Source organism: Agromyces sp. CF514 (assembly GCF_900113185.1).
Lineage (GTDB): Bacteria > Actinomycetota > Actinomycetes > Actinomycetales > Microbacteriaceae > Agromyces.
Genome location: NZ_FOZD01000001.1, coordinates 1,364,879 through 1,383,273, shown reverse-complemented (window position 1 = coordinate 1,383,273; position 18,395 = coordinate 1,364,879). Strand labels below are relative to the sequence as shown.

Sequence of the window (18,395 nt, the reverse complement as noted above, 5' to 3'; positions counted from 1 at the left end):
GCTCAGAACCCGGCGCCGAGGGTGTTCGTGTAGATCCACGGCAGGCGGTCCATGATGAGGCGGTGCCTGGTGCCGTGCGCGTCGGGTCCCTCGTCGGGCACGGCGTGCGCGTCGGGGCGCTCCGCGTCGGAGTCGAACGCCTCGTCGTCCTGCCAGATCACGGCCGTGCGGTCGTCGCTGTAGCGCGAGACGTAGGGCGTGACCTCGCCGCTCGCGAGCTCGGCGAGCGCTTCGTCGACGGATGCCGCGCCGGTCAGCCCGTGCACCGTCACCCAGGTCGGCGGCCACAGCGTCATGCCGCCCAGCGCGTGGCGTTCGAGCACGTCGTCGGGGCGCAGCCACTCGGCCTGCACGACCTCGTCGGGAGCGAGCACGAGGTCGCCCTCGGGCACGCGCGCCGCGAAGAACCACGTCCGGCGCGGCGACGGCGCTCCGGGCGGCGGCGTCCAGTGCGCGAACGGCACAAGATCGTGGGTGGCGAGCACCAGCCCGACCTCCTCCTGCGTCTCGCGCACGGCCGCGCGCCGCGCGGCTCCCTCGTCGTCTGGCGAGCCGTCTGCGACGTCTTCGGGTTCGACCGCGCCACCCGGGAACACCCAGGCGCCGGGATACCTGCCACGGTGCGGGCGCTCGGCCAGCAGCACCTCGACCCCGCGCTCGCCGTCGCGAAGCAGCACGACCGTGGCCGCGTACCCCATGACCCCATCGTCCATCAGTGCGTCGAGCTCGCCGGACATGCTCCCCACCCTAGAACCGTCGGCCGGATTCCGCACCGTCCGACCTCGCCGCGCGCTCGGGCGGGAGCGACCCGCTCGCGCGTACACTTCGGGCATGGCCGACCTGCTGCCCCACCACGTTCGCCGCGGCATCCATCCGTCGTCCGTCTCGCGACTGGCGACCCGCCTGCTCGCACCGAACCCCGGCCCGATGACGCTCGACGGCACGAACTCGTACGTGCTGCGAGCGCCGGGCGCGCCGGGCGCCGTGGTCGTCGACCCCGGACCGCTCGACGAGGGGCACCTCGAGCGACTCGCCGCGTTCGGCCCGATCGAGCTCGTGCTGCTCACCCACCATCACGCCGATCATCGCGACGGCCTCGTGCGCTTCGCCGAGCTGACGGGTGCTCCGGTGCGCGCGATCGACGCGGCGTTCTGCATCGACGCGGAGCCGCTCGTCGACGGGGAGCGCATCACGGCGGCCGGGCTCGTGATCGACGTGCTCGCGACGCCGGGGCATACCGCGGACTCGGCGTGCTTCCTGCTCGCGGGCGACGCGCCGCACGGCTCGATGCTCACGGGCGACACGATCCTCGGCCACGGCACCACGATCATCGCCGACCCCGACGGCGCACTCGGTCCCTACCTCGAGTCCCTGCAGCGACTGCACGCGATCGGCCGCACGTCCGGCGGCCATGTCGCGGTGCTGCCCGGTCACGGACCCGTGCTGCAGGACCTCGGCGACATCTGCGACGAGTATCTCGCCCACCGCGCCGAACGCCTCGACCAGGTGCGCACGGTGCTCGCCGCGCTCGGCGCCGACCCGGCCGATCCATCGACCGTCGCGAAGGTCGTCGACTCGGTCTACGCCGAGACGGATGCCGCGGTCAGGCCGGCGGCGGAGGCCTCCGTGCGCGCGCAGCTGGCGTTCCTGCGCACGCACGGATGACGAGACGGGTCAGGCGGTCTCGTAGGTGAGGCAGTCGGCGTCGTCGGACGAACCGGCCCCGATGCGCACGGCGGCGGCCGTGCACTCGAGCGAGTCGTTGTGCACGCACTCCGAACGCTGGCAGGCGCCGACGTGCGTGATGACCTTGTCGAGCCCGCCCCGCGTGCCGAGCGGGATGAACGTCGCGCACTCGGCATCTCCGACGGAGCCGGCGATCGTGACCGCCGCGGCATGGCAGTGCGAGTGGTCGTTGTACGAACAGCCGCTCACCGAGCACTCGGCGACGGCGGGAAGTGCATCGAGGGTCATGCTCATGGTGGCCTCCACGTGGCTCGCTGGGTACCGAGATGGTACGCCCGGGCTCCGCGGATCCGCCACGCATTCGGGCCGCTTTTGCCCAGATCAACCGCGGTTTTCTTCTTAGGCGAGCCTCACCTATCCGCCTGCCGCGACGCGCGCGACCTGCCGGGGCGGGGCCTTTACCGACGCATCAGCGCGCGCCACAATGGAGGACACGACCTCGAAGGGATGCGCCATGACGATCGAATCCATGATCTGGTCAGTGCTCGGACTCATCGCCCTAGTCGGAGGCGTCGGGCTGGTCGCGGCGCTCCTCGCGCTCATCCGCGCTCCGCGCTGAGTCGGCGCGGCGGCGCGTCGGTCGAGCAGCGCGTCGGTGCGCCGGCGCGTCGGGGCGGCCGCGCAGCGGCTCAGCGCTTCGGCGGCGTGGTCGACCAGAGCGCCAGCACCACGAGCAGCGGCTGGAACCACAGGCGCACGAGACGCGCACGATCCGTCGTGAGCCCGAACGCATCGCGCCGCTCGCGCCACTGCGCGACGTTGCCCGGGAACACCGCGACGAAGAACGCCGCCACGATCCACCCGATGCGGCGACGCTCCTTCGGCAGCACGACGAGCGCCTTGCCGAGCGCGACCTCGACGACGCCCGAGGCGACCACCACGCCGTCGGCGTCCATCGGCACCCATGTCGGCACCTGCGCGCGGAACTCCTTGCGCGCCCAGAACAGGTGGCTCACCCCCGCGAAGACGAGGCCGCCGGCCAGGAGCCAACGGGTGATGCTGCGCGGAACCGTCGAGGTGCGAACGTCTGAGCCCATGCTCCGACGCTAGGCGGGTGCGCGTCGTCTGTCACCCCCTTGGCGGCGAGCCACGACGGCGGCTCGTCGTCTCGGACTCGGAGCCCGGGTTACGCTGGCGGAGCCGCGCACGTCGCTGCCGCGGCATCCCACCCCTGCGCTTTCCGGAGGCCACCGTGCACGAATCGACGACCGCGACGCCCGCACTCCACCGCGAGACGCGGCTCATCATCGCCGGCCGGCCGCCGCACGTGCCCGACCAGCCCATGAACGTGCCCGTGCACCTCACCTCGACCTACGTGGCCGGCGGAGACCTCGAGTACGCGCGGTACGGCAACCCCTCGTGGACGGCGTTCGAAGAGGCGCTCGGCGGGCTCGAGGGCGGCCGAGCCGTCGCCTTCGCCTCCGGCATGGCCGCCATCACCGCGGTGCTCGACCTGGTGCCCGTCGGCGGCGTCGTCGTCGCGCCCCGCCACTCGTACACCGGCACGGTCGCACAGCTCGACCAGCTCGCCGCGAACGGTCGGCTCGAGGTGGTCTACGTCGACATCAGCGACACGGCCGCCGTCGCCGCAGCGCTCGACGACGCATCCCTCGCCTGGATCGAGTCGCCGACGAACCCCGCTCTCGAACTCGCCGAGATCCCGGCGCTCGTGGCCGCGGCCCACGAGCGGGGTGCGCTCGTCGCCGTCGACAACACGTTCGCGACCCCGCTGCTGCAGCGTCCGCTCGAGTCGGGCGCCGACCTCGTCGTGCACTCGGCCACGAAGTACATCTCGGGCCACAGCGACGTGCTCATGGGCGCCGTGGTCGCGGCATCCGACGCGCTCGTCGAGAAGATCACCGCCTACCGCTCGCTGTTCGGCGCGATCCCCGGTCCGTTCGAGACCTACCTCGCGCTGCGCGGCCTGCGCACCCTGCCCGTGCGCCTCGAGCGTGCACAGGCGACCGCGACCGAGCTCAGCGCACGCCTGCACGGCCACCCGGCTCTCGACGAGGTGCGCTACCCCGGCTTCGGCGCGATCATCTCGATCGTCGTGCGCGGCGGCAAGGAGCCCGCCGACGCGCTCGTGCAGCGCACCGCGCTCTGGGTGCACGCCACGAGCCTCGGCGGCGTCGAGTCGACCTTCGAGCGACGCCGGCGGTGGCAGCTCGAGCAGCCCACGATCCCCGACGGGCTCGTGCGACTCTCGGTCGGCCTCGAGCACGTCGACGACCTGTACCGCGACCTCGTGCAGGCGCTCGACTCGCTCGACGCGTAGGCGCCGAACGCCCGCCCCGGCCGAGCCGAACGGCGGGGTCCCTGCCCGTCGACGACCCCGCCAGGCGGATGCCTCAGGCGGCGTCGACCGCCGCTGCCGCACGCGGCTTCTCGGAGATCGCGATCGCGGCGAGCGCGCCGACGACCACGACCGCGGGCAGCAGCCACAGCGCCGACTGGAAGTCGGCGAGCGTCGGCTCATCGGGCAGCAGAGCGCTCGGGATCGACGTGAGCAGACCGCCGATGATGAAGCAGACGCCGTTGACGATCGCCGAGGCGCTGCCGACGAGGCTGCCGGGAACCGATTCGCCCGCGATCGTGAAGCCGAGCATGTGCGCGCCGGCGAAGAACCCGATGGCGAACATCAGCACGAGCGCGAACCCCTTGCCCTCCACCGGCAGGTAGATCACGAGGGCGATGGCGAGCGCCTGCAGGAGCAGGCCCCAGAACGCCGGCCACTTGCGGCTGTGCCAGCGGTCTGAGACGACGTTCACGATCGGCGCGCCGATCGCGAGGCCGAGCCAGGCGAGCGCGGTGAGCAGCGTCGCGAACCCGGTCTCGGCGCCACGGGCCTCCATGATGCGGGGTCCCCAGAGCGTGCCGACCGCGAGCATCGCGCCGAACGACGCGCCGGCGAGCACGGCGGAGAGGTCGACCCGGATGTCGGCGAACGACTTTCCGAGGTCGCGGAAGATCTCGCCGAACACGTTGCCGTGGGCCGCTTCGACCGGTTCCCCGGGCTGCGGCGCCGGGTTGCGCACGAAGGCGAAGAACAGCACGACCAGCAGCACGCCGAAGCCGCCGAACGCGACCAGCAGCTCCTGCCAGGTCAGGTTGTCGAGCGCGGCCAGGATCACGGGCTGGCCGATCGCCGACCCGAGCGAGGCGAAGGTCTGCACGAGCCCGAACATGAGGCCGTACTTGGCCGCACCGAACCACTTGCCGCCGAGGTATCCGGCACCGACGAATCCGAACGACGAGCCGATCGCGAGCACCGTCTGCGCGATCGCGAGCGTCGCGAAGTTCGTCGTGCCCGCGTAGAGGAACGCGCCGACCGCGACGAACGCCACCGCGATCGCCATGAGCGGTCGCGAGCCGAATCGGTCGAGCAGCGCGCCCGAGAAGAACTGCACGAGCGCGAACACCCACGTGTAGATCGAGGCCGCGAGCCCGATCTGCGCGATGGTCAGGCTCGCCGTCTTCTGGATGTCGGGCGAGACGACCGCGTACCCCGTCTGGATCGCGAACAGCCACACGACGAACGTCGTCGCGAGCACCCAGATGAGCCAGGCCTCAGGACCTCCGATGACGCGGTGACCCGAGAACCAGCCCTTCGAGGCGTGGTGGTAGGCGGCGTGGCCAGTCGACATGTCGTTCCTTCCGATCGGTTGGTTCGTCAGTGCCCGTCGCGGGAGTACGCGACGTCGCCGGCGATGTACGTGGAGGCGACGACCCGGTCGTCGCCCATGACGGCGAGCACGAAGAGCTGCTCCTCGAGCGAGCCGACCTGCCCGCTGCGGAACTCCAGCAGCGGCGTGGCCTTCTTGTCGAGCACGACCAGGTCCGCCTCCTTGCCGACCTCGATCGAGCCGATGCGGTCGGCGAGCCCGAGCGCCTCGGCCCCGCCGAGCGTCGCGAGGTAGAGCATCTTGATCGAGTCGAGCGGGTACTGGGTCAGCTGCGCCACCTTGTACGCCTCGTTCATGGTCGACAGCAGCGAGAAGCTCGTGCCCGCGCCGATGTCGGTGCCGAGCCCGACCTTCACCGGGTGCGCGTGGTTCTTCGCCTGGTGCACGTGGAACAGGCCGCTGCCGAGGAAGAGGTTCGAGGTCGGGCAGTGCGACACCGCGGAGCCGGTCTCGTGCACGCGCAGCCGTTCATGGGCCGTCAGGTGCACGCCGTGCGCGAGCACCGCGCCCGGCCGCAGGAGCCCGGCTCGGTCGTAGACGTCGAGGTAGCCGTCGGCCTCGGGGAACAGCGAGCGCACCCACGCGATCTCGCCGAGGTTCTCGCTCACGTGCGTGTGCATGAGCGTGGTCGGATGCTCCGCGAGCAGGGTGCTCGCGGCGGCGAGCTGCTCGGGCGTCGACGTGGGCGCGAACCGCGGGGTGACGGCGTAGTGGTTGCGCCCCCTGCCGTGCCATTTCTCGATCAGCGCCTTCGAGTCGTCGTAGCTCGACTGGGCGGTGTCGAGCAGGTGCTCTGGGGCGTTGCGGTCCATCATGACCTTGCCGCCGGCCATGCGCATGTTGCGCCTCGTCGCCTCCTCGAAGAAGGCGTCGACCGACTGCGGGTAGACGGCGGCGAAGGTCAGCGCGGTCGTCGTGCCGTTGGCGAGCAGCTGGTCGAAGAACACCTTCGCCACGGCATCCGCATAGGCCTTGTCCTCGAACTTCTGCTCGGCGACGAACGTGTAGGTGTTCAACCAGTCGATGAGCTGCGCACCGAAGGCCGCGATGATGCCCGTCTGCACGTAGTGCACGTGCGTGTCGATGAACCCCGCGGTGATGAGGCCGTCGGGGTGGTGGTCGACGTGCGCGTCGGGGGCCAGCAGGTGCTTCGTCTGGTCGTAGGGCCCCACGGCGGTGATCACGCCGCCCTCGACGATGATGAGCCCGTCGACGTGCTCGACCAGCACGTCGGTCGCGAGGAACGGGTCCCCCGTGACCGTGACGACGTGCCCGCGGATCGCGTGGTCACCGGACGTGGAGCTCGGCAGGTAGTACGGCATGACATCCCCTCATGTATCCCGACTTCGCGTCGACCCTATCGGGGTGGCCTACTCGGGGACGGCGGCTCGCCGCGCGGGCCCTCGATCGCGGAGCAGCGCGGCGGCCACGGCCCCGACGACGAGCACGGCCGGCATCAGCCAGAGCGCGGCCTGGTAGTCGGCGAGCTCGGGGTCGGCGGGCATCAGGGTCGACGGGATCGAGGTGAGCAGCCCTCCGATGAGGAAGCAGACGCCGTTCACGATCGCCGAGGCGCTGCCGATGTAGGCGCCGTCGACCGACTCCCCCGCCACCGTGAAGCCGAGCATCTGCACGCCCGAGAAGAGGCCGACCGCGAACATGAGCGCGATCGCGACTCCTTGGGACTCGGTCGGCAGGTAGATCACGAGGGCGATCGCGGCGGCCTGGAGCAGCAGCCACACGACGGCGGGCACCTTTCGACTGTGCCAACGGTCGGAGACGATGTTCACGAGCGGCGCGCCGATGGCGAGCCCGAGCCACGCGAGCGCGGTGAGCACGGTGGCGAAGTCGGTCGAGGCGCCCCTGGCCTCCATGATGCGCGGACCCCAGAGCGTGCCGACGGCGAGCATCGTGCCGAAGGCCGCGCCGCCGAACACGGCCGAGAGCACGACGTCGCGCGTGCCGAAGCAGTGGCCGAGGTCGCGGAGGATGACGGCGATCACGTTGCCGCGGGGGCCGTTCGTCGGCGCGGCGTCGGCGACGACCGGGTCCCGGACGATCACGAGGAACAGGATCGTCAGCAGCACGCCGAACGATCCGAACGCGAGGAGCAGCTGCTGCCAGCTCAGCGCGTCGAGCAGCACGAGGATGACGGGCTGCCCGATCGCGGACCCGAGGCTCGCGGCCGCCTGCACGAGCCCGAACATGAGTCCGTAGCGCGCCGCGACGAACCACTTGCCGCCGATGTACCCGGCGCCGACGAAGCCGAACGAGGCGCCGACCGCGAGCACGGTCTGCGCCGTGGCGAGCGTCGCGAAGTCCGTGGTCCCCGCGTAGAGGAACGCCCCCACCGAGACCAGCGCGACGGCGATCGCGAGCAGCGGGCGGCTGCCGAAGCGATCGAGCAGCGAGCCGGAGAAGAACTGCACGAGCGCGAACACCCAGGTGTAGATCGAGGCCGCGAGCCCGATCTGCGCGAGCGTGAGGCCCGCGTCCTGCTGGATGTCGGGCGACACGACGGCGTACCCGGTCTGGATCGCGAACAGCCACACGACGAACGTCGTGGCGAGCACCCAGACGAGCCACGCCTCCGGGCCTCCGATGCGGCTGGAACGTCGGGGCGGGGTCGTGGCGGCCTGGTCGCTCATGGAGGTATCCAACACCCTGAGCCGGTGCGCCTGCGGGAGGCGCTGCGGGTCGGTGAGGGGCCGGTGACGGGCCCGCTCAGTGGGCGAGCAGCCAGTCGATCGCGTCTGGGACGACGTCGAGCACCGACACGTGCCCGTCGTCGAGGCGCATCCAGAGGGTCGCGTCGGGCAGGTGCGCGAGCATCCACGACGCATGCATGCGCGGCACGACGCGGTCGCCCTCGCCCTGCACGAGCAGCACGGGAACGGTCACGTCGGCGGGCTCGAAGCCCCATGGCTTCGCGAATGCGACGTCGTCGTCGATGAGCCCGTCGTCGCCCCACGACGCCGAGCGCGCGACATCCGCCCCGAGGTCGGCCCAGGCGCCCTCGAGCGCCGCGAAGTCCCCAGGCAGGAACTGCTCGGGGTCGAACTCGTCGGTCACGGCGAAGCGGGCCCGGGCGGCACGACCGTCGCGCGCGGCTCGCAGCCCGCCCGGCGCCTGCATGCCGCCGAACCAGTCGAAGCGGTCGGTGTACGGTGCGAGGCCCGCGAGGGTCGCGACCGAGATGACGCGATCCGGATGCCGCGCCGCGCCCGCGAGCGCATGCGGGCCGCCGCCGGACGCACCCATCGCGTGGAACCGGTCGACGCCGAGCGCGTCGGCCACCGCGACGGCGTCATCGCCCGCCGACGCCACGTCGCGACCGGGATGCGGCGTCGATCCGCCGTACGAGGGCCGCCCGTACGAGATCACGCGCACGCCCCGCGCCGCAGCGGCCGTCACCACCGGGGCGAGCGGCGCACCCGTCTGCGGCGAGCCGTGGTGCCACATGAGCACGGGGCCGCCCGCGGCATCCGGAACCTCGCCGGTGTCGTGTGCACGGAGCACGCGACCGTCGGGCAGCGGCACGTCGAGCGATCTCGTCATCGCCGCCTCCTCGGGTTGGCGTCGGGCACCGGTACGGCCCTCAGCCTAGGCTGGCCGACGATGATCGAACGGTTCCTGCTCGGTGTGCGCATGCTGCTGCGCGGCTTCGGCTTCTGGCGCCGGCAGCCGGGCGCGATGCTGCTCGGACTCGTGCCAGCGGCCATCGTCTGGGTCGTCGTGCTCATCGGGCTCGTCGCGCTCGGCATCAGCCTGCCGACCATCACCGTGTGGGCGACGCCGTTCGCAGCCGGCTGGGTCGAGCCCTGGGCGACGATCACGCGCACGGCCATCGGCGCGGTCGCGTTCGGCGGTGCGATCGTGCTCGCCGCCGTCACGTTCACGGGACTCACGCTGCTCGTCGGCGACCCGTTCTACGAGCGCATCTGGTTCGCCGTCGAGCGGGACCTCGGCGGGGAGCCGACCGGCGACGGCATCGGGTTCTGGCGCTCGGCGCGTGATGCCGTCGCCTTCATCGGACTCGGCCTGCTCGTCTCGCTCGGGGTCGCGCTGAGCGGACTCGTGCCCATCGTCGGAGGGGTGCTCGCGCCCGTGCTGGGCGTCGTGCTCTCGGGGCGACTGCTCGCGTGGGAGCTCACGGGGCGCGCGTTCGAGTCGCGTGGGATCCCGGCCGACGAGCGTCGCGCGCTGCTGCGCTCGCACCGGGCCCGCCTGCTCGGGTTCGGCGTGGCGACGCAGCTCTGCTTCATGGTGCCGCTCGGGGCGATCTTCACGATGCCGGCGGCCGTCGCGGGTGCGACGATGCTCGCCCGCACGGTGCTCGACGACCGATCGCCGGTCGAGTAGCGCAGCGTATCGAGACCAGCGCCGCGAACACAGGTCTCGATACGGCGCCGGCGCGCCTACTCGACCGGCGGGCCTCCGGGCGCGACGCCCTCGTAGAGCAGCACGGGCACCGGCCCGAACGGCATCGAGCGCACGCGCAGGCGTCGCACGTCGGCGCCTGAGAAGCCCGCGGCCTCCAGCTCGGGCTCGGGATCGCGGTTCCAGTGGCAGCCGTGGTCGAACCACGTCGCGAACGGCGTCGCGACGTTCTGCACGGCCCGCTTCAGCGTGCCTCGGGGCGCGGCGACGTGATCGACGAACACGACCCGGCCGCCCGGCACGAGCACGCGGCGCACCTCGGCGACGGCGGCCGCGACATCCGCCACCGAGCAGAGCACGAAGGTGCCGACGACCGCGTCGACCGAGGAATCCGCCAGCGGGATGTGCTCGGCCGTCGCATCGAGCGGCGTCGACGGGTGCCGCCACTCCCGCGCGCGCGTGGCGAGCTCGGCCCGTCGCCCGGCGTCGGGCTCGAGCCCGGTCCATGCGACGTCGGGATGGAACGCGCCGAAGTTCTCGCCGTCGCCCGCGCCGATCTCGAGCACGCGACCGCGCACGCGCCCGATGAACGCGCGTTCGAGGTCGTCGAGGTCGTCGTCCGAGATGAGCTGCACGCCCGGCACGATACCCCGGGCGTCCGACCGCGTCAGCCCCACGCCGTCGCCGCGCCGGTGCCGGTCAGCCGCGGACTGCGCCGCCGGTCGCCGCGATGCGCTTCAGCAGCGGCGGCTTCGCGAGCACCCAGGCGACGGCCATGACCGCGACGGAGACCGCGAACACGGCGAACCCGAGCCAGTCGTCGGCGTCGCGCGCGAGGTACATCTGGTTGAGCTTGCGGAGCACCCCCGTGGTGAACACGAGCACCACGTGCACGAACACGAAGCCGATGAAGAAGAGCATGACCGGGTAGTGCAGCCTGCGCGCGAGCTTCTCGGGGAACGCCCGCACGAGCGCACCCTCGGCGGGCCACACCGACGACAGGCGCAGACCCGTGAGCAGCGCGAGCGGCGAGGCGATGAACACGACCGCGAAGTACGCGATCTGCTGGAGCGAGTTGTAGACGACCCACGAGTTCTCGGTCGGCCAGTCGAGCGACGCGTACTGCAGGGCCGCGGAGATCGCGTTCGGCACGACCGCCCAGTCGGTGGGAACGATGCGCAGCCACTGACCCGTCGCGAAGAGCAGCACGACGTAGACCACGCCGTTGAGGATCCAGAACGCGTCGAGCCAGAGGTGGAACCAGAGGAAGATGCCGAGGCGGCGCGGTGCGCGCTTCGTGCGGGGCCACCGCGTGTTGTCGCGCGTGAAGAACCCGGGCGGGCGCTGCTTCGACCGCAGCTGGAACCCGGTGCGCACGATGAGCAGCAGGAAGAACGAGTTCAGGAAGTGCTGCCAGCCGAGCCAGGCCGGGATGCCGACCGGCGTGCCCGCGGGCGGCTCGACGATGCCCGGGTACGTCGCGATGAAGCTCTCGCCGCCCGGCGTGCCGCGCAACCAGCGCGCGACGAGCACGACGACGACGACCCCGACGACCGCGGCGAGCGCGGTCCAGCCGACGACGCGACGGCGTGCGCGAACCCAGTCCGCGAGACGGGAGGCCTTCGATGTGGTCTCGGTCATCGCGCGGTGGAGTCCTTCCGGAGGGTGGGGTGGCTGCAACGACGATAGCGCCGCGACCTGAGCGTCGCGAAGTCGGGGCGACACAGGCTGCCACAGAGGGCGGCGAGCGAGCGGATGCCGCGGGCGGGCGTCAGCCCTCGAGACCGGCCGCGCGGCGCGCGGCGCCGACGAACGCGGGCCGCACGCGCTCCCAGCCGTCGAGGTAGCCGCCGACCATGGCGGCGTCGCGGAGGAGCACGAGCTGCCCGGCCGCGAGGTCGGGGTCGCTCGCACCCGCGCCGGTGAGCAGCGCCTCGAGGGTGTCGCGGAACCAGGCGCGGTGCTCCGCCACGGCGACGCGCACGCCGCTGCCCGCCTCGGGGTACTCGGCCGCGGCATTGATGAACGGGCACCCCCGCGTGTGCAGGCGCGAGACGTCGTCTGCGAGCCCCTCGATGACGAGTTCGAGCAGCCGCTCGGGGTCGTCGGTCGCCTCGCCCGCACGCGCGAACGCCTCACGGATCGTGGCGTCCTCGACCCCGAGGTAGGCCTCGACGAGGTCCTCCTTGCCCGGGAAGTGCCGGTAGAACGTGGCACGCGTGACGCCGGCCTCGCCGATGATGCGGTCGACGCCGACGGCATGGATGCCCTCGCGATAGAAGAGCTCGGTCGCCGTGGCGAGCAGCTTCTCGCGCGCCACCGAGGTGCCTGAAGAGGTCGTTCGTGTTGCCATGAAGTAAATGATAGAACGATCTTTCTCTTTTTGCTTGACATCCGCATCGGAACGGGTCTACATTCGGGAATACCAGAAAGCAGACCGATCGTTCTACTTACGGAACGGTCACCGCGAACACCGGGACACCGGAACACACAAGGAGCAGGCATCATGACCACCACCGACAAGACCCCGATCGTCCTCGTCCACGGCCTCTGGATGACCCCCAAGAGCTGGGACACCTGGGCCGAGTACTTCGAGGCCCGCGGCCACCGCGTGATCCGCCCGGGATGGCCCGGCATCGACGACCGCGACGTCGCCGACATCCGCTCGAACCCCGAGGCGCTCAAGGGCGTCGGCCTCTTCGAGATCGCCGATCACTACGAGCGCATCATCCGCGAACTGCCCGTGAAGCCGATCATCATGGGCCACTCGTTCGGCGGCGTGCTCATCCAGATGCTCGCCGACCGCGACCTCGGCTCGGCCTACGTCGCCGTCACCCCCGGCCAGACCGCCGGCATCACGACCCTGCCGCCGTCGACCCTCCGCACCGGGTTCCCGATCCTCTCGAACCCGTTCGGTAAGAACGGCGCCAAGCCGATCTCGAAGGCCCACTTCCACTTCACGTTCGGCAACGACCTCAGCCGCGAGGCGTCCGACGCGCTCTGGGAGCAGTACGCGGTGAACTCGTACAACCGGGTGTTCTTCGAGGGCGTGGCCGCGGCGTTCAACGAGAAGGGCGGCGTGACGCACGTGAACTACGGCAAGACCGACCGCGCTCCCCTGCTCATCATCACGGGCGAGATCGACCACGTCGTGCCGCCGGCCATCGGCAAGGCGATCCTCAAGAAGTACCGGGCGTCGGGCAGCCCCTCGCTCGTCGAGTACAAGGAGTACGCGGGCCGCACGCACCGCATCGTCAGCCAGGACGGCTGGCAGGAGGTCGCCGCAGACGCCCTCGCCTGGGCCGAGGCGCACGACACCAACGCCGCGACCGTGTGAGCGGATGCCGCGTCGCACCGCTCGCACCGCACCACACGATGCCCGCACCGGCCGAGCCGGGGCGGGCATCGGCGCGTCGGGCGCCGAGGGTTCAGACCTCTTCAGTCGGCGCGTCGACCGGCTGCAGTCCGACCCGGTCGGGCACGGACATCGGCACGCGAGGCAGCCACGCATGGACATCTGGCCAGGCGCGTCCGGTCGGCAGCCGCCGCAGCAGGGCCGCGAGCGAGGCGTCGGCCGCTGGCCACGGGATGACGCGCGTCGGCGACTCCGCGGCGAGCACGCCGAGCCACCAGTGCTTCCACGTGACGGGCAGCACCTCGGGGTGCAGCACCACGTAGTAGTCGGGCACCGCGATCTCGCGGCGGCCCGCGGCATCCATCGCGCGTTCGATCTCGAGCTCGAGCACGCCGAACGTCGACTGGTCGTCGAAGAACTCGACCCAGGCCGCGGCCACATGGCCGAGCGGGTCGTGGTCGTGCACCACGTACGGCGCCGATGCGGCGGCCGACCAGCGCGCGACCTCGTCGTCGCTCGCGTCGGTCAGGCTGGCCGCCTGCACGTTCGCGAAGCGCTCGAGCGAGCGGATGGCCTGCGACGCCTCGTCGCCGACCACGACCAGGGTCGTGCTGCCGGGTGCCTCCATTTTCGGAGTCTACGTCTGCGTCGCGGGCGCGGCGCCTCGGCGCGCGATTCGACTCCCAACCGCAACACGAACGTCACGCACGAGTCGGCCGAACCCGGCGGACACCGGTCGAGCCCGCACCACGATCGGCGCGGCAGCGGCAGCGGCAGCGGCCGTCAGCAGCGGTTACGCGGCGCGCTCGGCCTCGGCCGCTCGACGCTCGATGGCGACGGCCGCCTCGAGGTAGGGCACGTCGCCGATCGAGCGGACGTGCCATGCCGCGTTCGCGAACTGCACGACCGACGACGACAGGTTGTCGAAGCGCGGATAGTGGCGCGGGTCGTGGCCGGAGATGGCCGCGAGCGTGTGCCGGATGAAGGCCCCGTGGGCGACGGCGAGCACGGGCCGGCCCTCGTGGTCGGCGGCGATGCGGTGCAGTCCGCGCACCCCGCGCGCAGCGACCTCGCGGTCGGCCTCCTTGCCCGGGATCACCCGGTCGGGCCAGCGCGCCGCGAGCTCGCTCGACGTGATGCCCTCTGCCTCGCCGTACTCCTGCTCGACGAGCTCGTCGTAGGTGCCGGTGAACGGCAGGTCGAGCGCATCGGCCAGGATCGACGCCGTCTCGCGGGCACGCCCGAGCGAGGAGCTCACGACGGCCTCCCAGTAGCCGCCGGCGAAATCGGCGGCGGCGGCCCGCGCCTGTGCGCGCCCCACCTCGTTGAGCGGGATGTCCGTTCGGCCCTGCAGTCGTCCGTCGAAGTTCCAGTCGGTCTGGCCGTGGCGGATGAGGGCGAGCATCGTTCCAGCATATGAGCGCACGGCTGAGCGGATCCTGCGCACGCGTGTGCACGAAGCAGGTCGTTGCAGGACCGTGATCCGGCGCGGCTCGAGCTCGCGGATGCCGCGGTCAGTCGGCGTCGGGTGCCATCGTGCTCGTGCCGTCGGAGAGGATCGGCGAGATGAGTCCGAACACGTTGTGGTCGGGGTCGAGCAGGTAACCGACCCGCCCGATGCCCTGCATGTCGTCGAGCGGCAGCGCCTCGATCGCGCCCAGCTCGAGGCCCCTCGCGAAGGTCGCGTCGATGTCCTCGACGCCGATCACGATGTCGGCCCCGGTCACGGGCGCGCCGATCTCGGGCTTCGGCCCCATGCGCTGCGTGAGCCCGCCGTTGATGCCGAGGCCCGGCTCGCCGGCGACGTTGCCGATCGCCCCCTCGCCCGTGTCGATCGACCAGTACGGCACGTCGCCGAACTGCGTGAACTGCCACCCGAGCAGTTCGGAGTAGAAGTCGATGAGCCGCTGCGGCTCCGACGCGTGGATCTCGAAGTGCACCACGAGGCTTGCCATGATCTCCCCCAAGGTTGGCCGGACACGCGCAGGGTTCGCCGGATACGCGCAGGCTACGCCGGACGCGCACCGGCCGCCACGGGCAGTCGAGGAGCACTGGCGGCGGCTAGCCGCGCAGCAGCCCGCGCAGCGTCTGGATCGTGTCGGCCTCGGCCGCCGGCTTGTCGTCGCGGTAGCGCTTCACCCTGGCGAAGCGCAGCGCGATGCCGCCCGGGTAGCGGCTCGAGCGCTGCACGCCGTCGATCGCGATCTCGACCACCGTGACGGGCTCGACGAAGACCGTGTTCGCGGTGCGCCGGGTCTCGATCTCGGGGAACCGCGCGGTCTGCCAGCGCAGCAGCTCGTCGGTGAGCCCCTTGAACGTCTTGCCGACCATGACGAAGGAGCCGGGCTCGCCGAACTCGCCGACCGCGTCGAGCGCCCCGAGGTGCAGGTTCGAGAGCAGCCCGGTGCGCCGCCCCGAGCCCCATTCGCAGGCCAGCACCACGAGGTCGTAGGTGTGCACGGGCTTGACCTTGATCCAGCTCGCGCCGCGGCGCCCGGCGGCGTACGGCGCTTCGATCGCCTTCACGACGACGCCCTCCTGGCCCGCGGCGAGCGCGTCGCGCGAGACCCGTTCGGCGACCTCTGGATCGGCCGTGACCTCGCCAGGGATGCGGTGGTCGGGGGCGATGCGCGCGAGTTCCGCGATGCGCGTCGACAGCGGCTCGTCGAGCAGGTCGCGTCCGTCGACGTGCAGCACGTCGAAGAACCACGGATGCAGCAGGGTCTCGCGCGCGGCATCGGCGCCGAAGCGCGACATCGTCTCTTGGAACGGACGGGGACCGCCGTCTTCGTCGAGTGCGAGCGTCTCGCCGTCGAGGATCACGTCGCGCACGGGGAGCGCCCGCACGACGTCGACGACCTCGGGCAGCCGGTGCGTCACGTCGGCGAGGTTGCGGGTGAACACGCGCACCTCGTCGCCGCGGCGATGCACCTGGATGCGCGCGCCGTCGAGCTTGTACTCGACTGAGGCCTCGCCGGTCGTCTCGACGGCCGCGGCGGCACTCGCAGCGGTCGCGGCGAGCATGGGCTGCACCGGGCGCCCGACCACGAGCCCGACGGCCTCGAGCTCGTCGGCCGTGCCCGTGAGCGCGAGCAGCGCCGTGGCGCCGAGGTCGCCCTGCAGCATGGCCGCTCGGCGCACGCTCGCGGCCTGCCGGTCGGCCGCCTTCGCTACCGCGTCGGCGAGCACGCCCTCGAGCGCGCCCGTGCGCATCTCGCCGAGCAGCGCCCGTGCGATGAACTCCTGCTCGTCGGCTGTCGCGGCCGTGAGCAGGTCGTGCAGCTCGCGCGTGCGGTCGAGGCTCGATCCGGTGCCGGATGCCGCGGCCAGCCGTTCGAACGCGGTATCGAGCCCGTCGATGGTGAGCGTGGCCTCGGCCGCGGGCTCAGTCGACGCCGTGGCCGACGCGACGCCGCGCCAACCGACGCCGAGGCGCCCCTGACGCGGCTTGCCCACGAGCAGGCCGACGGCTGGCACGACCTCGTCGGGCTCGAGCCGGCCCAGCAGGTCGGCGAGCGCCTCGATCTTCGCCAGGCGCGAGCGCGTGGCGGTGACGGTCTGGGCGGTGGTGACGAGCTCTGCGAGCAGCACCCGGCCAGTCTCGCACCGACGTCCGACACCGAGCGATGGCGCGTGCGGCGGCGGGTGCCGTGGCGAGGTCGGATCGCGCCGAGCAGCCGAAGCGGCCGTCGCCCGGCGTGACCCTGCGCGACACACCCCGCGGACGTGGGACTCGCCCGCCGCAGCACGCGCCACTACTCTGGGCGAACCCGTTCCTAGGAGTCGTATGTCCGAACTTCCCGTCTTCACCATCGCCGATCTCGAAGCCCAGCCGCAGCTCGACGTGCCCTCGTTCGTCAACGACGATGCGGTAGACCTCGGCGTCACGGCCATCGAGGTGATCCGCAAGCGGCACCTGAACCTCGCGGTGCGCATCGTGCTGCGCGGCGACGTCGTGTTCCAGGCGAAACTGCGCGAGACCGGGCGCGAGAACGACGAGTGGCTGGCCGGCAAGGCCGCGGTCGTCGAGCGCTTCGGCGAGCCGTCGCTGCTCGTGCGCCGCCGCCATGAGGAGGCCGGCACGCCGTTCGACGAGCGCGACGACGTCGACCACGACATCTACCGGGCGCACGGCGGCTCGCTGCCGATCCGGGTCGACGGCGAGCTCGTGGGCACGATCACCGTGTCGGGCGAGCCCGACGTGATCGACCACGAGGTCGCGACCGAGGCCGTTCGCCGGTTCCGCGCCCGCTGACCGCGCGGGCGGCCGCCACCGGCATCCGCTCGCCCGGCGAACGCGGCGCCGGTCACACCCCGATCGTGAGCGCGGCCGCGTACCCGGCCGAGGCCGATCCCGACATGTTCGCGATCTGGTGGATGCCGCCGTCGTCGCTGAACACGTTGTCGGTCGACAGGCTCACCTGCGACAGGTTGCGCACGCTCTGCTCGTAGCCGGCGGTCGCGTACACGGCGGCGTCGGTCTCCTGCGGCAGCGCGATCTGCGAGGTCTTCACGATGGGCCCGCTCGCGACGGCGGTCGCGACGTCGGAGTACACCTCGAAGTGGATGTGCGGCCAGCGGCCGGTGTAGCAGGCCGGGTAGATCGAGGTGAACGTCACCGTGCCGTTCGCGTCGGTCTCCTGCACGCCGCGCAGGTAGTTCTCGTTCTCGAGCCCGTTCGAGTACAGCGAGTAGCCGCCGTCGCGGTCGCAGTGCCAGAGGTACACGCCCGCGCCGACGAGCGCGCTGCCCGTCGCCGCATCGCGCACCGTGAGGGCGATCGTGAGCGGCACGCCCTGCGCGACCGTCGTCGACGATCCGAACGACGAGCGGATGTCGCTGCGCACGATGCCCGAGTCGTCGAGCACGTTGACGCCGTTCGAGCCGTCGCCGGGGTACGGCCCGCCGGTCTCGTCGGGCACCTCGTCGATCGGGCCGGACGCGGCGGCGGTCGCGCTCGGAGTGGGCGTCGGGGTGGCGGATGCCGAGGCCGACGCGCTCGGCGATGCGGTCGCCGTCGGCTCGGGGTCGGCCGCGCAGGCCGCGAGCAGCGCCGTGAGCCCGACCCCGCCGAAGATGCCGAGCGCGCGTCGGCGGTCGACGAGCGTGCGGATGTCGTAGACGAGTCCGCGGTGGTCCTCGTCGATCTCGTTGCCCTCTGCGTCGATCCAGCGGGGGTCGGTCGTCATGTCCTGCTCCTTCGGGCGGTGGCCTGCGTGCGACCAGTG

20 protein-coding genes are annotated in these 18,395 nt (G+C 71.8%); 5 read left to right on the top strand and 15 right to left on the bottom strand.

Annotation, left to right across the window (positions count from 1 at the left end; genetic code table 11):
• Window positions 1-2: 2 nt before the first annotated feature.
• On the bottom strand, window positions 3-737 hold the full coding sequence (locus tag BM342_RS06125; RefSeq protein WP_177232076.1) for an NUDIX hydrolase: 735 nt from the start codon (window positions 735-737) through the stop codon (window positions 3-5).
• Between the two features lie 94 nt (window positions 738-831).
• Between BM342_RS06125 and BM342_RS06120 the strand changes: the two genes are divergently transcribed.
• Window positions 832-1,665 carry an MBL fold metallo-hydrolase gene (locus BM342_RS06120; RefSeq protein ID WP_092964551.1) on the top strand — a complete coding sequence of 278 codons (834 nt, stop codon included), beginning with the start codon at window positions 832-834 and terminating at the stop codon, window positions 1,663-1,665.
• A 9-nt stretch (window positions 1,666-1,674) separates the two neighbouring features.
• Here the strand turns inward: BM342_RS06120 and BM342_RS06115 are convergent, their stop codons facing one another.
• Window positions 1,675-1,980 (bottom strand): DUF1540 domain-containing protein, encoded by a 306-nt coding sequence (locus BM342_RS06115; RefSeq protein WP_092964550.1) that lies wholly within the window; start codon window positions 1,978-1,980, stop codon window positions 1,675-1,677.
• A gap of 395 nt (window positions 1,981-2,375) precedes the next feature.
• On the bottom strand, window positions 2,376-2,783 hold the full coding sequence (locus BM342_RS06110) for a DoxX family protein (RefSeq protein WP_092964549.1): 408 nt from the start codon (window positions 2,781-2,783) through the stop codon (window positions 2,376-2,378).
• A gap of 155 nt (window positions 2,784-2,938) precedes the next feature.
• Between BM342_RS06110 and BM342_RS06105 the strand changes: the two genes are divergently transcribed.
• Entirely contained in the window at window positions 2,939-4,024 is a 1,086-nt protein-coding gene (locus BM342_RS06105) for a trans-sulfuration enzyme family protein (protein ID WP_092964548.1), read from the top strand.
• 73 nt (window positions 4,025-4,097) lie between these two features.
• Here the strand turns inward: BM342_RS06105 and BM342_RS06100 are convergent, their stop codons facing one another.
• From BM342_RS06100 to BM342_RS06085, 4 genes are all read right to left on the bottom strand, one after another.
• Window positions 4,098-5,393: an MFS transporter gene (locus BM342_RS06100; RefSeq protein WP_092964547.1), complete on the bottom strand. Its 1,296-nt coding sequence runs from the start codon at window positions 5,391-5,393 to the stop codon at window positions 4,098-4,100.
• Window positions 5,394-5,419: 26 nt separating this feature from the next.
• On the bottom strand, window positions 5,420-6,754 hold the full coding sequence (gene guaD, locus BM342_RS06095; RefSeq protein ID WP_092964546.1) for a guanine deaminase: 1,335 nt from the start codon (window positions 6,752-6,754) through the stop codon (window positions 5,420-5,422).
• 48 nt (window positions 6,755-6,802) lie between these two features.
• Window positions 6,803-8,080: an MFS transporter gene (locus BM342_RS06090; protein ID WP_092964545.1), complete on the bottom strand. Its 1,278-nt coding sequence runs from the start codon at window positions 8,078-8,080 to the stop codon at window positions 6,803-6,805.
• A 76-nt stretch (window positions 8,081-8,156) separates the two neighbouring features.
• The gene (locus BM342_RS06085) at window positions 8,157-8,990 is read right to left on the bottom strand and encodes an alpha/beta fold hydrolase (protein ID WP_092964544.1); all 834 of its coding nucleotides are present in this window, start codon (window positions 8,988-8,990) and stop codon (window positions 8,157-8,159) included.
• Window positions 8,991-9,050: 60 nt separating this feature from the next.
• Between BM342_RS06085 and BM342_RS06080 the strand changes: the two genes are divergently transcribed.
• Complete coding sequence (locus BM342_RS06080) at window positions 9,051-9,794, top strand: EI24 domain-containing protein (protein ID WP_255368562.1); 744 nt, start codon at window positions 9,051-9,053, stop codon at window positions 9,792-9,794.
• A 56-nt stretch (window positions 9,795-9,850) separates the two neighbouring features.
• On the opposite strand, the gene BM342_RS06075 is transcribed toward BM342_RS06080, so the two are convergent.
• The 3 genes from BM342_RS06075 to BM342_RS06065 form a co-directional block, all read right to left on the bottom strand.
• Window positions 9,851-10,447 carry a class I SAM-dependent methyltransferase gene (locus tag BM342_RS06075; protein WP_177232075.1) on the bottom strand — a complete coding sequence of 199 codons (597 nt, stop codon included), beginning with the start codon at window positions 10,445-10,447 and terminating at the stop codon, window positions 9,851-9,853.
• 64 nt (window positions 10,448-10,511) lie between these two features.
• Entirely contained in the window at window positions 10,512-11,453 is a 942-nt protein-coding gene (locus BM342_RS06070; protein WP_092964542.1) for a cytochrome b/b6 domain-containing protein, read from the bottom strand.
• Window positions 11,454-11,583: 130 nt separating this feature from the next.
• The gene (locus tag BM342_RS06065; protein ID WP_092964541.1) at window positions 11,584-12,165 is read right to left on the bottom strand and encodes a TetR/AcrR family transcriptional regulator; all 582 of its coding nucleotides are present in this window, start codon (window positions 12,163-12,165) and stop codon (window positions 11,584-11,586) included.
• A 153-nt stretch (window positions 12,166-12,318) separates the two neighbouring features.
• On the opposite strand from BM342_RS06065, the gene BM342_RS06060 reads away from it, so the two are divergent.
• On the top strand, window positions 12,319-13,149 hold the full coding sequence (locus tag BM342_RS06060) for an alpha/beta hydrolase (protein WP_092964540.1): 831 nt from the start codon (window positions 12,319-12,321) through the stop codon (window positions 13,147-13,149).
• A gap of 91 nt (window positions 13,150-13,240) precedes the next feature.
• On the opposite strand, the gene BM342_RS06055 is transcribed toward BM342_RS06060, so the two are convergent.
• The 4 genes from BM342_RS06055 to BM342_RS06040 all read right to left on the bottom strand — a co-directional run bounded on the left by BM342_RS06055 (window position 13,241) and on the right by BM342_RS06040 (window position 16,758).
• A complete protein-coding gene (locus BM342_RS06055; protein ID WP_092964539.1) occupies window positions 13,241-13,795 on the bottom strand; it encodes a hypothetical protein in 555 nt (184 codons plus the stop codon).
• A 165-nt stretch (window positions 13,796-13,960) separates the two neighbouring features.
• Entirely contained in the window at window positions 13,961-14,572 is a 612-nt protein-coding gene (locus BM342_RS06050) for a histidine phosphatase family protein (protein ID WP_092964538.1), read from the bottom strand.
• Window positions 14,573-14,681: 109 nt separating this feature from the next.
• Complete coding sequence (locus BM342_RS06045) at window positions 14,682-15,122, bottom strand: VOC family protein (protein ID WP_092964537.1); 441 nt, start codon at window positions 15,120-15,122, stop codon at window positions 14,682-14,684.
• A gap of 106 nt (window positions 15,123-15,228) precedes the next feature.
• On the bottom strand, window positions 15,229-16,758 hold the full coding sequence (locus BM342_RS06040; RefSeq protein ID WP_092964536.1) for an ATP-dependent DNA ligase: 1,530 nt from the start codon (window positions 16,756-16,758) through the stop codon (window positions 15,229-15,231).
• Between the two features lie 196 nt (window positions 16,759-16,954).
• Between BM342_RS06040 and BM342_RS06035 the strand changes: the two genes are divergently transcribed.
• Complete coding sequence (locus tag BM342_RS06035; protein ID WP_092964535.1) at window positions 16,955-17,422, top strand: heme-degrading domain-containing protein; 468 nt, start codon at window positions 16,955-16,957, stop codon at window positions 17,420-17,422.
• Window positions 17,423-17,474: 52 nt separating this feature from the next.
• Here BM342_RS06035 and BM342_RS06030 read toward each other — a convergent pair whose 3' ends face one another.
• Complete coding sequence (locus BM342_RS06030) at window positions 17,475-18,356, bottom strand: dioxygenase family protein (protein WP_092964534.1); 882 nt, start codon at window positions 18,354-18,356, stop codon at window positions 17,475-17,477.
• Window positions 18,357-18,395: the final 39 nt, after the last annotated feature.